We start from the raw sequence: 14,421 nt of genomic DNA, 5'->3' as shown, positions 1-14,421 counted from the left end.
GTGCCCCCGGTTTGAGTCCGTCCGGAAGTTCAGGCTAAGATAGTACGTCGGTCATATGTTCAACAGGAGTTCTCATTAAACGAGATGCTAGTTCGCCCTTGGCGTTCGACGTCAAGGACCTCGGACGCAGTCCGGGAAGCATGCGGACGCTGACGGAACATGTACCCGCGCCAAGTGATCTTGGTGTGGCGCTCATTGGCGTGCAGGAAGGCTCGGATGTCGAGCTGGACCTGCGGCTTGAGGCCGTACACGAAGGAATTCTGGTATCAGGAACCGCGCACGTTGAAGTTACTGGCGAGTGCGGCCGATGCCTGGATCCCCTTGCGTATGACCAAGAGGTTGATGTGCAAGAACTTTTCTTCTACGAGGATGCTGTGTTCTCCGACGAAGAAGACGAAGAAGAGCAACGTCGAGTCGAGCACGATCTGATCGATCTTGAGCCGGTGTTGCGGGACGCAGTTGTCACCATACTGCCGTTCCAGCCGGTGTGCCGGGAAGACTGCCAGGGCCTTTGCTCCGAATGTGGAGTGCGCCTGGAAGACGAGCCGGGGCATCACCACGAGGTCGTAGATCCTCGCTGGGCCGCCCTGGCTGACTTGGCTAAGCCTGACCGGCAAAACTGATTTGTAAGTGTTTTTCTAGAGAGAAATGAGTTAGCCGTGGCTGTCCCGAAGCGGAAAATGTCTCGCTCGAATACCCGCGCCCGCCGCTCCCAGTGGAAGGCAACTGCCCCCCACCTGGTGAAGACTGTCGAGAACGGCCAGGTCACGTACAGCCTGCCGCACCAGGCAAAGGTCGTTACCGACTCGGCTGGCACTGCGCTGTTCCTTGAGTACAAGGGCCGCAAGGTCGCAGACGTCTAATCCGCCAACAGGCTGAAAAAGATGTCTTCAACTGAAGAGCTTCTGAAGCGTCTCGGTGTCACTATTGACGCCGGGACGCTTCGTCTTGCGCTCACACACCGTTCCTACGCCTACGAAAACGGCGGCATCCCCACCAACGAACGGCTCGAGTTCCTGGGCGACTCCATCCTGGGGTTCTCCGTAACGGACGCGCTGTACCGTGACAACCCCACGCTGCCCGAAGGCGACCTGGCCAAGCGCCGTTCCGCCGTCGTCAGCACCCGGGCGCTGGCCGGCATCGGCCGCAGCATCGGGCTGGGGGAGTACATCTACCTTGGACAGGGCGAAAAGCTCACCGAAGGCAAGAACAAGGCCTCCATTCTCGCGGACACCATGGAGGCGCTGATCGGCGCCACCTACCTCTCCAACGACATCGAGACGGCCCGGCAGCTGGTCATGCGGCTCGTCGGCCCGCTGTTGAAGGACGCCGCCGCCCTCGGCGCGGGCACCGACTGGAAGACGTCCATCCAGGAGCTCGCTGCCAGCAGGCAGCTCGGGACCATCAACTACGCGGTCGACGGCTCCGGGCCGGACCACGCCCGGACGTTCGAGGCCGTGCTGCGGATCGGCGGCACGGACTACGGCACCGGCACCGGCAACTCCAAGAAAGAGGCCGAACAGGAAGCCGCCGCCGACGCCTGGCGCCGGCTGACCGCCCCGTCCGCGCCGGATCCGCAGCAGCTGCAGTCCCAGACCGGCAGCTAGGCAGCGGCATTGCCTGAACTGCCCGAGGTCGAGGTGGTCCGGCGCGGCCTGGTGAGCTGGGTGCGCGGCCGGACCATCACCTCCGTCGAGGTGCTGGACCCGCGCTCCCTGCGCCGGCACGCCCTGGGACCGGAAGACTTTGCCGGCAACCTTGAAGGCGCACGGGTCCTGGACGTGGTCCGCCGCGGCAAATTCCTGTGGATGCCGCTGGCGGACACGCCCGCCCCGGCCGGAAACGGTACCCCGGCAGGCGAGCCGGCCCCCGCCGTCGCCCTCATGGCCCACCTGGGCATGTCCGGCCAGCTGCTCATGCAGGACCCCGGCGTTCCGGACGAAAAACACCTGAAGGTCAGGCTGCGGCTCAGTCCGGCCGACGGCATGCCCGGGCAGCTCCGGTTCGTGGACCAGCGCATCTTCGGCGGCCTGTTCCTGACCACGCTGATCCCCACCGACGACGGCGGCCCTGGCGGCCTCGCCGAAACGCCGCTGCCGCTCATCGCCGGGGAAGCCGCGCACATTGCCCGTGACCCGCTGGATCCCTGGTTCTCCTTCGAGACCTTCTACCGGCGCCTGCGCGCCCGCAAAACCGGGCTCAAGCGGGCGCTGCTGGACCAGGGCCTGGTCTCCGGGATCGGCAACATCTATGCGGACGAGGCCCTCTGGACGGCGCGGCTGCACTACGCCCGCCCCACCGACACCCTGCGCCGCGCCGACGCGCTGCGGGTCCTCGACGCCGCCCGCGAGGTCATGACCGATGCCCTGGCCGCCGGCGGTACGAGCTTCGATTCGCTCTACGTCAACGTCAACGGAGCCTCCGGGTACTTCGACCGCTCCCTTAACGCCTACGGCCGGGAGGGCCTTGAGTGCAAGCGCTGCGCCGCCGCCGGCCGGGTCAGCCGGCTCTTGCGGGAACAGTTCATGAACCGGTCCTCGTACACCTGCCCCGTCTGCCAGCCCCGGCCGCGGAACGGGCGCTGGTAGGGGGCGTCCGGGCGTAGTGCCCGGCAAGCCTCGCCAGGCCCTCGTCAAGCGAAACGGCGGGGGCCCAGTTGAGGAGTTCACGGGTCTCGCGCTGGTCGAACCAGTGGGCGGTGGAGAGCTGCTCGGCGAGGAATCTGGTCATCGGCGGCTCCCCGGCCCGGCCGGACCGGGACCAGAGCTTCTCCACCACCGATCCCGCAGCGCGCGCGAGGCTGCCCGGCACCGTCCACGACGGCGCAGGGACGCCGCCCGCGGCGCAAATGCCCGCCAGCAGCTCGCCGACCGGGCGGGGTTCGCCGTTGCTGACCACGAGCGCCCGGCCGTGGATGTGCCCTATGCGGTCAAGTGCGGCGACAATGGCCGAAGCGGCGTTGTCCACGTAGGTCGTGTCGATCAGGGCCGCGCCTGCGTCGAGCAGCGGCAGGCGCCCGCGGCTGGCACGTTCCAGCACCCGCTCCACCAGCTGCGTGTCACCCGGGCCCCAGACGATGTGCGGGCGCACCGCCGTAACCCGGAAATCCGGCGAGTCCGCGGCCAGCGCCAGCAGTTCTGCCTCAGCCTTCGTGCGGGAGTAGTCACCGTGCGCGCGGGCGGGGTCCGCTGCCTCGGCGCCCAGCCCGGCGATGGCAGCCCCGGAATTGGCCACAGAGGGGGAGGAGACGAACACGAGCTCCCGGACACCGGCCTCGCGGGTGGCACGGAGCAGGCGGCGCGTGCCTTCGACATTGACCTCGTCGAACTCGGCGGCGCGGCCGGTGAAGGAGACCTTCGCGGCCAGGTGGATGACGCCCTCGGCGCCGGAGACGGCGCGGCGGACGGCGGCCTCGTCCGCTACGGACCCTTGGAGATCCGTAGCGCCGTCGACGCCGGAGGGGCGGCGCTGGAACGTGCTGACGGCGTGGCCCTGCCGCACCAGCAGACGTGCCACTTCCCGGCCGAGCAGCCCGCTCGCGCCGGTGACGAGGACCCTCACGGCGTGCCCGGACGGCCGCCGGCCAGCACCGCCGAAGCCCACCGGGCCAGGCGGCTGCGGTCGATCTTGGCGTTGTGGCGGATGTCGGTCGGCTGGGAGGGGACGGCGAGCACCGCGGAGACGCTGACGCCTGCCGCGCGGGCGGCGTCCCGTACGCGGCCGGCCAGCTGCGGCGCGGCGGGGCCGGCCCGGCGGACCGGCGGGACGGTTTCGACGACGGCGACGACGGCCTGGGTCCCGGACGGCCCGACCCCGACGACGGCGGCCGTCCCGACGTCGTCCAGGTGTTCGATGGCCTGCTCGGCGCCCACCGGGGTCACCACGGCGCCCGGGGCCGTCACGACGTGTACGAGGCGTCCTTCCACCCAGAGCCGGCCGGCGGCGTCGAGGTGCCCCACATCGCCGGTGCGGTGCCATCCGGCCGTGCGGACGCTCTCGCGCTGGGTCAGCCAGAGCCGGTCGTAGGCTTCTTTCACGTGCGGGGCGCTGATGAGGATCTCCCCGGTCACTCCGGGCTCCCCGACGGGCTCGTTCCCGGGTGCGGTGCCGTCGGCGGCGAGCGGGATGATGGCCACGCGGGCGCCCTGCACCGGCCGGCCCACGCACACGCCGTTGCCGGCGCCGGCGAGGGTTCCGGCGGCGGCGTCGGCCGCGGCGGCACGGATCTGTTCGAGGCTGATGTCCGTGACGGGCAGCGCCTCGGTCATCCCGTACGGGGTGTGCAGCGAGGCCCGCGGCAGCAGCCGCTGCACGTCTGCGAGGAGGGCTTCGGGGACCGGCGCGCCGGCGGAGAGCAGCAGCTCCACACGCCCGAGGGCCTCGTGCCCGGCCCGGCTCAGGCCGGCCCGGGTGGCCAGGACGTTGCGCAGCGCCGCGGGCGAGGCGAAGACCACCGTAGCGTCGATGGCTGCTGCGGCGTGCGCCAGGGCGCTGGCCGTCAGGGTCCGGGGGGCGGTGACGTCCATGGCGGGCGTCACCGAAACGGCTCCGAGCGCCGGTCCCAGCAGGGCGAACGGCGCGAAGCCCGCCACCAGGCGTGCGCCCCGGCGGATCTCCAGCGTCGCGGCCACGGTATCGCGCATCGCAGACAGCCGCCGGTGTGTGTAGACCACGCCCTTGGCGGGCCCGGTGGAACCGGAGGTGAACAGCACCGCGGCGGGGGCGTCCGGGTCCGGAACCGGGGCCGGACCTGGGCAAGGGAGTTCGGGGCTGAGGCCGGCTCCGCGGCGGGCAAGGGCAGCGAGGGAGGTCTCGACGGCGAGGAGCCGGCGGCGCCGGGCCGGCAGGTCCCGCACGCTGATGCGCCGTCCCGGCCAGCCGAGTACCGAGGCGGCCGCCAGGGCCTTGTCGATTCCGATGAGGAAGTCCGGGGTGGCGCCCTTCACCGCACGGCTCAGGCCGCGGGTGCCCAGGCCGGCGTCGGCCACGATGACCACCGCGCCGAGCCGGAGGCAGGCGTAGAGGACCACGGTCAGGTCCACGCCCGGCGGAACCATCAGGCTCACCCGGGTGCCGTTCCCGACACCGGCGTCCTGCAGGCCCGCCGCGAGGGCGGCGATGTTCTGTTCGAGCTGCTGCCAGCTGAGCGAGCGGCCGACGCTGCCGTCCGTGGCCATTTCCGCGACGGCAGTGTCCCCGGCCGCTGGTCCCGCCGCCAGCTCGGCGAGGGGCGCCCAAAGCGGCGGGACCCCGGCGCCGGGCTCCTGGGGCCCGGTCCCGTGTTCCAGCACCGTGTCGTCGGCCAGTTCTTCGGCCGGTCCGTCGGCCGGTCCGCGTCCGGCAAGCCACTCGAAGACGGGGGCGGCGATGTCCCGGTCTTCCGCGACCAGGTGGCCGGCACCCTCGAAGCGGTGCACTTTCGCGTCCGGCAGCCGGCCGATGAGGTCCTTGAGGTACCGGTCGGAAAAGATCGGATCGCGCGGGCCCCAGAGCATCAGGGCCGGAACCCTCAGCCCCCGCACCCCTTCCGCGACGCGGCTGAGCGTCGGGAAGCTGGGGTGGGACGCGTCGGCGGGAATGTCCGCGACAAAGTTCCCCACGCCGGCGCGGCGGCCGGCGCCGCGGTAGGGGGCCATGAAGGCGCCCCGGACATCCGGGGCGAGCGGCGGGCGGGCCAGGGCATGCGTTACGCGCAGGAAGGTGTCCGTCCCCGTCGTTCCCCAGCGGTGCACAGCAGGGTGCAAGGCAAGCCGCAGTGCCGGCGGGATGCGTGCGCCGGAGGGCTGGTGCACGGCCGTGTTGGTCAGCACCACGCCGGCGAGCTGCTGCGGATGGGCCACAGCCCAGCCCAGGCTGATCACGCCGCCCCAGTCGTGGCCGACGGTGACGACCGGCCCGTCCAGGCCGAGCGCCGCGGTGAGGTCGCCCAGGTCGTTGATCCGGTCCTCCAGGCGCCGGAACGTGCCGGTGCGCTCGGAGAAGCCCATGTCCAGCTGGTCCACGGCCACCACGCGCCACGGATGTTCGCGGCCGGATCCGGCGGCCAGCAGGGTCCGCCACAGGTAGGACCACGTTGGGTTGCCATGCACGCACAGCAGGGTGCCGGCAGGAGCCAAACCGCGGCGCGCGAGCTGGGCACCGTTGTCCAGCAGGTGCCAGCGGCGCACGGTGCCGGGCGAATCCGCGGCGGAGGTGGACGCCACATCGATTTCGCGCGACCATTCGGGGTCGACGCCGGGCCAGTCGGCGGTTACCAAACGATTTCCACCATGGCGGTGTTCAGGCCGGAACCGACGCCCATGCACAGCACGCGGTCCCCGGCGGCGAGAGTCTGCGCTTCGGCCGCGAGGGTCATGGGGAGGGAGGCCGGGCCCACATTGCCCCAGTGCGGGAATGTGATCGGCACCTTGGCCGGGTCCAGGTCGATGGCGTTAATGATGGCCTGGGTATAGGCAGTGCTCACCTGGTGCGTGACATACCGGTCCATCGAGGCCCAGTTCCACTCCGGCTGGGCCTCGTGCCAGGCATCGACCACGAGCTGCAGGCCGCCGTCGAGCAGGCCTTTGGTGTCCGTGGCCATCCCGTCAATGCTGCCCACACACAGTTCATGGTGCTCGGTGCCGGCACGCATCACACCGCCGAGGATCCGGTGCGCACCGGGGTGCTCGTCCGCCGGGCCGAGGACGGCCGCAGCGGCTCCGGAGCCGAGCGTCAGTGTGGCGAATTCGCGGTTGAAGTCCTCGCGGGTGGTCTCGGGCCGTTGCAGCCGGGCCAGGGTGGCCTCCTGCGTTGCCTGGGCATCCTCACCGTTGACGATCATCGCATACTTGATCTGGCCGGAGTCGATCATGTTGGCCGCCAGGGTCATGCCGTTGACGAATCCAAGGCAGGCGTTGGCCAGATCAAAGTTCATGGCCGAGGAAGGCAGGCGCAGTCCGTGGTGGATCTTCACCGCGACGGACGGTTCGAGGTTGCGCCGCGTCACGGAGGTGTTGATCAGCAGGCCAATCTCGGACGCTTCGATGCCGGACTCGGCGAGGGCCTTTGCGCCCGCCTCGATGGCTGCGTCGTCGAACGATGTCCCGGGGGCCCACCAGCGCCGGTGCGTGATGCCCGCGACCCGTTCGAGCAGTTTCGGGGGGACCCTTAGCCGCCGCAGGGTCGAAGCCAGCTTGCGGTCGAAATCCATGGAACTGACGATCGTCGGAGCCTCGACGCTGCTTACCGAAAGTAGAGCGGTGTTGCTGTGCCGGAATGTTGCATTGCCTACCAAATCAAGCCCCTGTTCATGTCCGTCCTGCGCTCCGGCGGTGGCCGCTCACAAGCCCGAGAGCTTAACTATGCCCCGTGGAGGTCAATTCCCGCATATGCGGCCTCCGCCATCTGCGGCGGCTTCGCGCTGGTTCTGCGCGGAATGGCCCCATATGCGCAGTAGATTGTAAGTATCCGGGGCCGCCCCGAACCCCCCGCGTCCGTCCGAATCATGCTTTCGTCGGACAGCGGGACAGTCCGCCGACCAGGAGAACCGAAGCACCTTGCACCTGAAAAGTCTGACCGTCCGGGGATTCAAATCGTTCGCCTCAGCGACGACCTTTGAATTCGAACCCGGCGTCACCGCCGTGGTGGGCCCCAACGGCTCGGGCAAATCCAACGTGGTGGATGCGCTGGCCTGGGTCATGGGCGAACAAGGAGCCAAGACCCTCCGCGGCGGCAAGATGGAAGACGTGATTTTCGCCGGCACCTCGGGCCGGCCGCCCCTGGGCCGGGCACACGTCTCGCTGACCATCGATAACAGCGACGGCGCCCTCCCGATCGAATACAGCGAGGTCACGATCTCGCGCACGCTGTTCCGGACCGGCGGCTCGGAATATGCCATCAACGGCGCGGGATGCCGGCTGCTCGATATCCAGGAGCTGCTCTCCGACTCGGGCCTGGGCCGCGAGATGCACGTGATTGTCGGCCAGGGCCAGCTGGACAAGGTCCTGCACGCCACCCCCGAGGACCGGCGCGGCTTCATCGAGGAGGCCGCCGGCATCCTCAAACACCGCCGCCGCAAGGAAAAGACCGTCCGCAAACTCGAAGCCATGCAGGCCAACCTGTCCCGGCTCAGCGACCTCACCGGCGAAATCCGGCGGCAGCTGACCCCGCTGGGCAAACAGGCCGAAGTGGCCCGGCGCGCCCAGAGCGTCCAGTTCGAGGTCCGCGACGCCCGCTCGCGGCTCCTGGCCGACGACATCGTCCAGCTGCAGTCCGCGCTGGCGCAGGACGTGGCGGATGAATCGGCGCTCAAGGCACGCCGCGCCGTCGTCGAACGCGACCTCGAGGCCGGACGGCAGCGGCAGGCCGTCCTCGAAGGGCTCGCAGCCGAGGCCACGCCCGCGCTGAACGCCGCGCGGGATAACTGGTATTCGCTCTCCACCGGGCGCGAACGGCTCCGTTCCCTCGGCTCGCTCGCCGAGGAACGCCGCCGCCTGCTCGGCGCCGGGGACGTGGTCCCGGACACCGGCCGGGACCCGGACCAGCTGGAGCAGCAGGCCGCCCGCGTCCGCGACGAGCAGGCCGGGCTGGAACGGCAGATCCTGGACCGCACCGGGGCCCTGGACGCCGCGACAGCCGCCAAACACGACGCCGAACAGGCCGCCGCCGCCGAAGACAAGCGGCTCGCGGCCCTGCTCCGGGCCGCCGCGGACCGGCGTGAAGGCCTGGCCAAGCTCGCCGGGCAGGTCGGCGCGGCACGGTCCCGCGTCGAGTCTGCCCAGTCCGAGCTCGGCCGCCTCCGCGAATCGCAAAAGGCCGGCGAGGAGCGCCGCCGGAAGGCGCAGAGCGAGTTCACGGCCCTGGAAGCGCAGGTCGCAGGGGTCGAGGACGGCGAGGAATCGCTCGACGCCGACTACGAGGCCGCGAGCGAGGCCCTCGAAACCATCATCGCCGAAATTGACGCCCTGAAGGCGGCCGAGCGTGAAGGCGAGCGGGAACGCGGGGCCCTCATGGCCCGCCGTGATGCCCTCCAGCTGGGCCTGAACCGCAAAGACGGCTCCGGGCATGTGCTCGGCGCGGCAGCCGGGGACCTGGCCGACGGGGTGCTGGGATCGCTGGCATCCATGATCACCGTGGATCCCGGATTCGAGGCCGCCGTCGCCGCCGCACTCGGCAGCGCGTCCGACGCCGTGGTGGTCCGGGACCAGCAGACGGCCGCCGCTGCCGTGCGGCTGCTGCGCGCGGACGACGCCGGCCGTGCCGCGCTGCTGCTGGCCGGCCCCCCGGCCGGGTCCCCGCCGCTGGCCGATGCGCTGTCGGCCGATGCGTTAACCGGCGGCGGCACGCTTCCCGCGGGCGCGCGCTGGGCCGCCGGGCTGGTATCGGCTGCGTCACCGGACGCCGCCGGTCTGCCGCTGCCCGTCCTGCTGGCCGGCATCGCCGTCGTCGAGGACCTGGATGCCGCGGCGCAGCTGATCGCCGCGCGTCCCGAGCTGACCGCCGTGACCCGGAGCGGGGACGTCTTCACGGCGCTGACCGTGACCGGGGGGTCCGCGTCGGCGCCGTCGCTGCTGGAAGTCCAGGCCGCTGTCGACGACGCCGCGTCGAAGCTGGCAGCCGTCACCGCCGCGCTCGAACGCAACCGCTTCGCACTCTCCACCGCCCGGACCCGGCGCGCCGAAGCCCAGGACCGTGCCGACGCGGCCCTCGCGAAACTCCACGACTCCGACGCGAAACTCGCGGCCGTCGCCGAACGCCTGGGCCACCTGAACGCGGTGCTGCGCAGCGCCGTCGCCGAAAGTGAGCGGCTGGCCGCGTCCCTGGCCAGGGCTGAGGCCCAGATTGTCAGCGAACAAAGTGCGCTGGAAGCGGTGGCCGCCCGGCTCGCCGCGGCCTCAGAGGCCCCCGCAGAGCAGGAACCGTCCCCGGAGCACCGGGATGCCCTGGCCCTGGCCGCCTCGCTGGCCCGCACGGCCGAGATGGAGGCCAGGCTCGCGCTGCGCAGCGCCGAGGAACAGCTCACGGCCACCCGCAACCGGGCGGCGTCGCTGGAACGGGCCGCCGCCACCGAACGCCGCGCCCGCGAGGAAGCCGCGGAACGTGCCCGCCGCCGGCGGCTCCAGGCCCGGCGCGCCGCCGCCGTCGCCGTGGCCGCGCAGCAGGTCATCGGATTCATCGACGTGTCCGTGGAGCTGGCCCGCCGGGAGCGGGACAGCGCCGAGGAACGCAAGGACGCCATGGACCGGGAACTGGCCGGGGTCCGCAGCGGCAACGACGCACTGGCCCGCGAACTGGCCGAACTCACTGACTCCGTGCACCGCGACGAGCTCGCCCGCACGCAGCAGCGGCTGCGGATCGAGGCGCTGGAACTAAAGAGCGTGGAGGAGCTCGGGCTGACTGCCGAGCAGCTCGTGGCCGACTACGGACCGGATCTGCCCGTCCCGGTCCCTGCCGCCGACTCGGGGGACAAGTGGGCCGCACTGCGCGCCCCGGTGGACGAGGACGGCCGCGAGATTTCCGAGGGCAAGCCCTTCGTTCGGGCGGAACAGGAAAAACGGCTCAAACGCGCCGAACGCGACCTCGCGGCCCTGGGCAAGGTCAACCCGCTGGCGCTCGAGGAGTTCGCCGCGCTTGAGGAGCGCCACCAGTTCCTCAGCACCCAGCTCGAAGACCTGAAGTCCAGCCGCAAGGACCTGCTGGACATCATCAAGGAAGTCGACGACCGCGTCCAGAAAGTCTTCGCCGAGGCGTTCGAGGACACCTCCCGGCAGTTTGTCCGCGTCTTCGCCCGGCTGTTCCCCGGCGGCGAGGGCCGGCTGGTCCTGACCGACCCCACGGACATGCTCACCACCGGCATCGAGGTCGAAGCCCGCCCGGCCGGCAAGAAGATCAAGCGGCTCTCGCTGCTTTCCGGCGGCGAACGCTCCCTGACGGCCGTGGCGCTGCTGGTGGCCATCTTCAAGGCACGGCCCTCGCCCTTCTACGTCATGGACGAGGTCGAGGCAGCGCTCGATGACACCAACCTGGGCCGGCTCATCACCATCTTCGAAGAACTCCGCGAATCCAGCCAGCTGATCGTCATCACGCACCAGAAGCGCACTATGGAAGTCGCCGACGCCCTCTATGGCGTCACAATGCGCGGCGACGGCGTCTCCACGGTGATCAGCCAGCGGCTCACCGCGGAGATCTAGGCAAACGTCCGGGTCACGGCAGGACGGCGTCCACGCGCGGCAAAAGCGCTGGCCACGGCCCATTTGGGGTTTGTGAGAAGCTAGGGGAGTGAACGATATCCTCCCCATCATTCTGCCCATTTTCGCTGTCCTGGTGGTTCTCGGTGTGCTGATCCCGGTGCTCATGAAGTCCCGGAAGAGCGCCAAGACCTACACCGGCCCGCGTGACGCCAACGACCCCGTGCAGGCCCCGGGAGCCGGAACCCTTGTGGAGGAGCGTCCCGCGCAGACACCGGCACCGGCACGGACCTCGCCGGACGGCGTTGAACTCGAAGAACCAACCGCCGAGGTTCCGGACGACGCAGCCGGGCTGGAAACCGTCCCGGTGGAGACCCCGCTGCCGGTGGCTGGGCGGCTGATGCGGCTGCGCGAGCGGCTGGTCAAGTCCAATAACATCCTGGGCAAGGGGCTCCTGGCCCTGCTCTCGGCGGACAAGATCGATGAAAACGTCTGGGATGAGGTTGAGGAAACCCTGCTGCTGGCCGATCTCGGCACCGAACCGACCATGCAGCTCGTGGACTCGCTCCGCGAACGCGTCAAGGTGATGGGCACGCGGGACCCCGAGCACGTCAAGGCCCTGCTCCGCGAGGAACTCATCAAGCTCGTGGATCCCACTATGGACCGGAGCCTGAACGTCGAGCGCCACGGCGACAAGCCGGCCGTCATGATGGTTGTCGGCGTCAACGGCGTCGGCAAGACCACCACCGTGGGCAAGCTCGCCCGCGTGCTCGTGGCCGAGGACAAGGACGTGCTGCTGGGCGCGGCGGACACCTTCCGCGCCGCCGCCGCCGAGCAGCTGGCCACGTGGGGCCAGCGCGTCGGCGTGCCCACCGTGAAGTCGGACATCGACGGCGCGGACCCGGCCTCGGTAGCCTACGAGGCCGTCAAGGCAGGCATCGACCAGGAAGTGGACGTCGTCATGATCGACACCGCGGGGCGCCTGCAGAACAAGGTGGGCCTCATGGACGAGCTCAGCAAGGTCAAGCGGGTCATCGAAAAGCTGGCCGAGGTGGACGAGGTGCTGCTGGTCCTGGACGCCACCACCGGCCAGAACGGACTCAACCAGGCCCGCGTGTTCTCCGAGGTCGTGAACATCACCGGGATCGTCCTGACCAAGCTGGACGGCACCGCCAAGGGCGGGATCGTCGTCGCCATCCAGAAATCCCTAGGGGTCCCGGTGAAGCTGATCGGCCTGGGCGAAGGCGCCGACGACCTCGCGCCGTTCGAGGCCGAGGGCTTCGTGGACGCGCTGCTGAACTAGCGCGCACCGCAACAAAAGAGTGCCCCGGTCCTGTCTGGTCAGTTCAGACAGGACCGGGGCACTCTTTGTTCAAGCGGCTAGTACTTGAAGTTCAGGACCGTCACTGTGCCGGCCGTCAGCTTGAACTGCTGCGTCTGGGACTTGAACGCGAAGCCGGGCACCGTGGCGCGCTTGGCGAGGGGCGTGGGCTCGGTCTTGGCGCCATCGATCACGGTCTGGTCCTCGGCTGCGTAGCTGGGTCCGCTGAGCTGGGTCATGGTCCCGGTGACCGGTTTGCCCGGAAGGTTCAGGGTGACGGAAGTCTGCGCGGCCTTTTCGGGATCGTTTTCGTTGATGATCACCACGCTGGTGCTGCCGTCGGCGTTCTGCAGCGCGTAGCTGAACGTCGGGCCGCCTCCGGTGCTGTTCACTTTCATGAACTTGCCGGCCTCGAGCTCGGCCACCATAGAGATGCCGAAGAAGCTGGCCCGCCCGGACATCTGGCCATTGCCGAACGGGTAGGCCCCGGCGCTGCAGATGGCGGACAGGGGCGGGCCGCCCTTGCACGTCAGCAGCGAGCTGTGGAAGCCGATGCGGGTGATGCCCAGCTGGGCGGCGGTGAGGGCATAGTCTGCCGCCCACAGCGCGGATGCGTGGGTACGTGAGGTCTCATTGGAACCGGGGCACGCCGAGATCCCGGTTTCCGGAATCCAGGTTTCCAGGCCGGCGGCACGACCCACCGCGAGGGCCGCCTGCTGGTAGTTGACGCCACGGTCGTGCATGGTTCGGCTCATCGCGTTTGCCAGAGTAGGCGAATCCTGGGGCAGGCTGCCGTCACAGTTGGAGAGCGGGTAATGGTGGAACGTCAGGATCTTCTTCTGCGGGAGGTCCGCATCGACGAACGGCTGCCACCACTTCTGATCGTAGGCACCCGGGCCGGAGATGGGCACGTTGGGGGCCACTGCATAGATGGCGTTGGCGTAGTCCTTCAGTTCGCGAATGTACTGTTCCAGGCTGTAGCCGCTGCCGGATTTCACATCGTTGAACACGAAGCCGTTGGGCTCATTGCCCACGGTGATGCTCAGCAGCCGGTCGCCGAGGATCGCCGAGGCGTTCTTGGCCATGTCCGCCGCCCGCGCCGGGTTGTAGTGGCCCAGATCCACGGTGAGGCTGACCCTGGCGTCGCCGGCGTCCAGCAGGGTCTTGAGCCGGACCAGGTCTGCCGGGCCCACGGCCTTGACCGGGTGCGTCTTGTCGCCCTTGTAGTCGGCGGGGACGGCCTCGCCGCTGGAGGTCCAGAAGAAACGCCGGTCCACGGCGTTGCCGCCGAAGCGCAGGACCGGCTGGTCAATCTCCTTGAGCAGCTTGACCATGGACGCGTTGTCGCTGCTGAGGTCGGGATCGGCCAGATCCGTGGCCTCCAGGGAAATTCCCGCCATGCCCTTGTTCAGGGAAGTGCCCACGAGGTCGCTGGCGACGTCGACCTTGAGGGGCTCGACCTTTTCCAGCGGCGACCCGGCCGGCGGACCCGGCTGCGCGTAGTAGGTGACGGGCGGTCCCACCTCGGCAGGGGCGAGCGCCGGTGCCGAGGTGGCCGGGGAAGAAGCGGCCGGCGGTGCCGGCGTCGGGTTTCCGAGGGCGAGGGGAACCAGTACCGCTGCGGCGACGGCGACAATTCCGGCGCCGGCGATCAGCCCTGCGCGCTTCCTGTTTCCCGCGCTTGTGGCCGCATTCTTACCGGGGTTGTTGGGTTGGGCGGGGTCGGGGCTTTCGGCTTTCCCGGGGGAAGAGTCGAATTTGGCCATGGGGGATTACCTCCGGAAGTTTGTGGCACGTGCCCCCAGCTTAGCCAAGGGCGGAGGCCGCCGCTGACCGGAAGACCCCGGACCTCGTCCCATGCACGGTCCCTCGCAAGATCCCGGCATCGGCGCTGCCGACGGCGGGCCAGCGGCGGCAATGCCGCAGGTCAGGCGC

At 69.8% G+C, this 14,421-nt stretch carries 10 protein-coding genes; 6 read left to right on the top strand and 4 right to left on the bottom strand.

The window, feature by feature from the left end; genetic code table 11:
- Window positions 1-98: 98 nt before the first annotated feature.
- From B5X90_RS12320 to mutM, 4 genes are read left to right on the top strand one after another with little or no spacing between them, the layout of a single operon-like run.
- Window positions 99-623, top strand: coding sequence for a YceD family protein (locus B5X90_RS12320; protein WP_079553424.1), 525 nt, complete (start codon window positions 99-101; stop codon window positions 621-623).
- A gap of 36 nt (window positions 624-659) precedes the next feature.
- A complete protein-coding gene (gene rpmF, locus B5X90_RS12315) occupies window positions 660-863 on the top strand; it encodes a 50S ribosomal protein L32 (protein WP_009356569.1) in 204 nt (67 codons plus the stop codon).
- 21 nt (window positions 864-884) lie between these two features.
- Complete coding sequence (rnc, locus tag B5X90_RS12310; protein ID WP_079553422.1) at window positions 885-1,607, top strand: ribonuclease III; 723 nt, start codon at window positions 885-887, stop codon at window positions 1,605-1,607.
- 9 nt (window positions 1,608-1,616) lie between these two features.
- Window positions 1,617-2,588 (top strand): bifunctional DNA-formamidopyrimidine glycosylase/DNA-(apurinic or apyrimidinic site) lyase, encoded by a 972-nt coding sequence (mutM, locus tag B5X90_RS12305; RefSeq protein ID WP_079553420.1) that lies wholly within the window; start codon window positions 1,617-1,619, stop codon window positions 2,586-2,588.
- On the opposite strand, the gene B5X90_RS12300 is transcribed toward mutM, so the two are convergent.
- From B5X90_RS12300 to B5X90_RS12290, 3 genes are read right to left on the bottom strand one after another with little or no spacing between them, the layout of a single operon-like run.
- A complete protein-coding gene (locus B5X90_RS12300) occupies window positions 2,524-3,561 on the bottom strand; it encodes an NAD-dependent epimerase/dehydratase family protein (RefSeq protein WP_256860201.1) in 1,038 nt (345 codons plus the stop codon). The two genes, mutM and B5X90_RS12300, sit on opposite strands and share 65 nt — an antisense overlap.
- Window positions 3,558-6,257 (bottom strand): alpha/beta fold hydrolase, encoded by a 2,700-nt coding sequence (locus tag B5X90_RS12295; RefSeq protein ID WP_079553414.1) that lies wholly within the window; start codon window positions 6,255-6,257, stop codon window positions 3,558-3,560. The genes B5X90_RS12300 and B5X90_RS12295 overlap by 4 nt, the downstream gene beginning before the upstream one ends.
- Window positions 6,251-7,273 carry a 3-oxoacyl-ACP synthase III gene (locus B5X90_RS12290; protein ID WP_079553411.1) on the bottom strand — a complete coding sequence of 341 codons (1,023 nt, stop codon included), beginning with the start codon at window positions 7,271-7,273 and terminating at the stop codon, window positions 6,251-6,253. Before B5X90_RS12290 ends, B5X90_RS12295 begins: the two co-directional genes overlap by 7 nt.
- Window positions 7,274-7,535: 262 nt before the next feature.
- Here B5X90_RS12290 and smc point away from each other — a divergent pair, with 262 nt between their 5' ends.
- The gene (smc, locus tag B5X90_RS12285) at window positions 7,536-11,168 is read left to right on the top strand and encodes a chromosome segregation protein SMC (protein WP_179129126.1); all 3,633 of its coding nucleotides are present in this window, start codon (window positions 7,536-7,538) and stop codon (window positions 11,166-11,168) included.
- Window positions 11,169-11,256: 88 nt separating this feature from the next.
- Window positions 11,257-12,468 carry a signal recognition particle-docking protein FtsY gene (gene ftsY, locus B5X90_RS12280; RefSeq protein ID WP_079553409.1) on the top strand — a complete coding sequence of 404 codons (1,212 nt, stop codon included), beginning with the start codon at window positions 11,257-11,259 and terminating at the stop codon, window positions 12,466-12,468.
- A 77-nt stretch (window positions 12,469-12,545) separates the two neighbouring features.
- On the opposite strand, the gene B5X90_RS12275 is transcribed toward ftsY, so the two are convergent.
- Window positions 12,546-14,252, bottom strand: a complete 1,707-nt coding sequence (locus tag B5X90_RS12275) for a hypothetical protein (protein ID WP_256860200.1) — start codon at window positions 14,250-14,252, stop codon at window positions 12,546-12,548.
- Window positions 14,253-14,421 lie beyond the last annotated feature (169 nt).

Origin of the sequence: Arthrobacter sp. 49Tsu3.1M3 (assembly GCF_900168135.1) — a bacterium.
Classification (GTDB): Bacteria; Actinomycetota; Actinomycetes; order Actinomycetales; family Micrococcaceae; genus Arthrobacter.
This window is presented reverse-complemented; position numbering and strand designations above follow the sequence as displayed.

Coding starts and splice junctions, on each gene's coding strand:
- rnc (WP_079553422.1), top strand. CDS start 885: ATGTCTTCAACTGAAGAGCTTCTGAAGCGTCTCGGTGTCACTATTGAC.
- B5X90_RS12275 (WP_256860200.1), bottom strand. CDS start 14,252: ATGGCCAAATTCGACTCTTCCCCCGGGAAAGCCGAAAGCCCCGACCCC.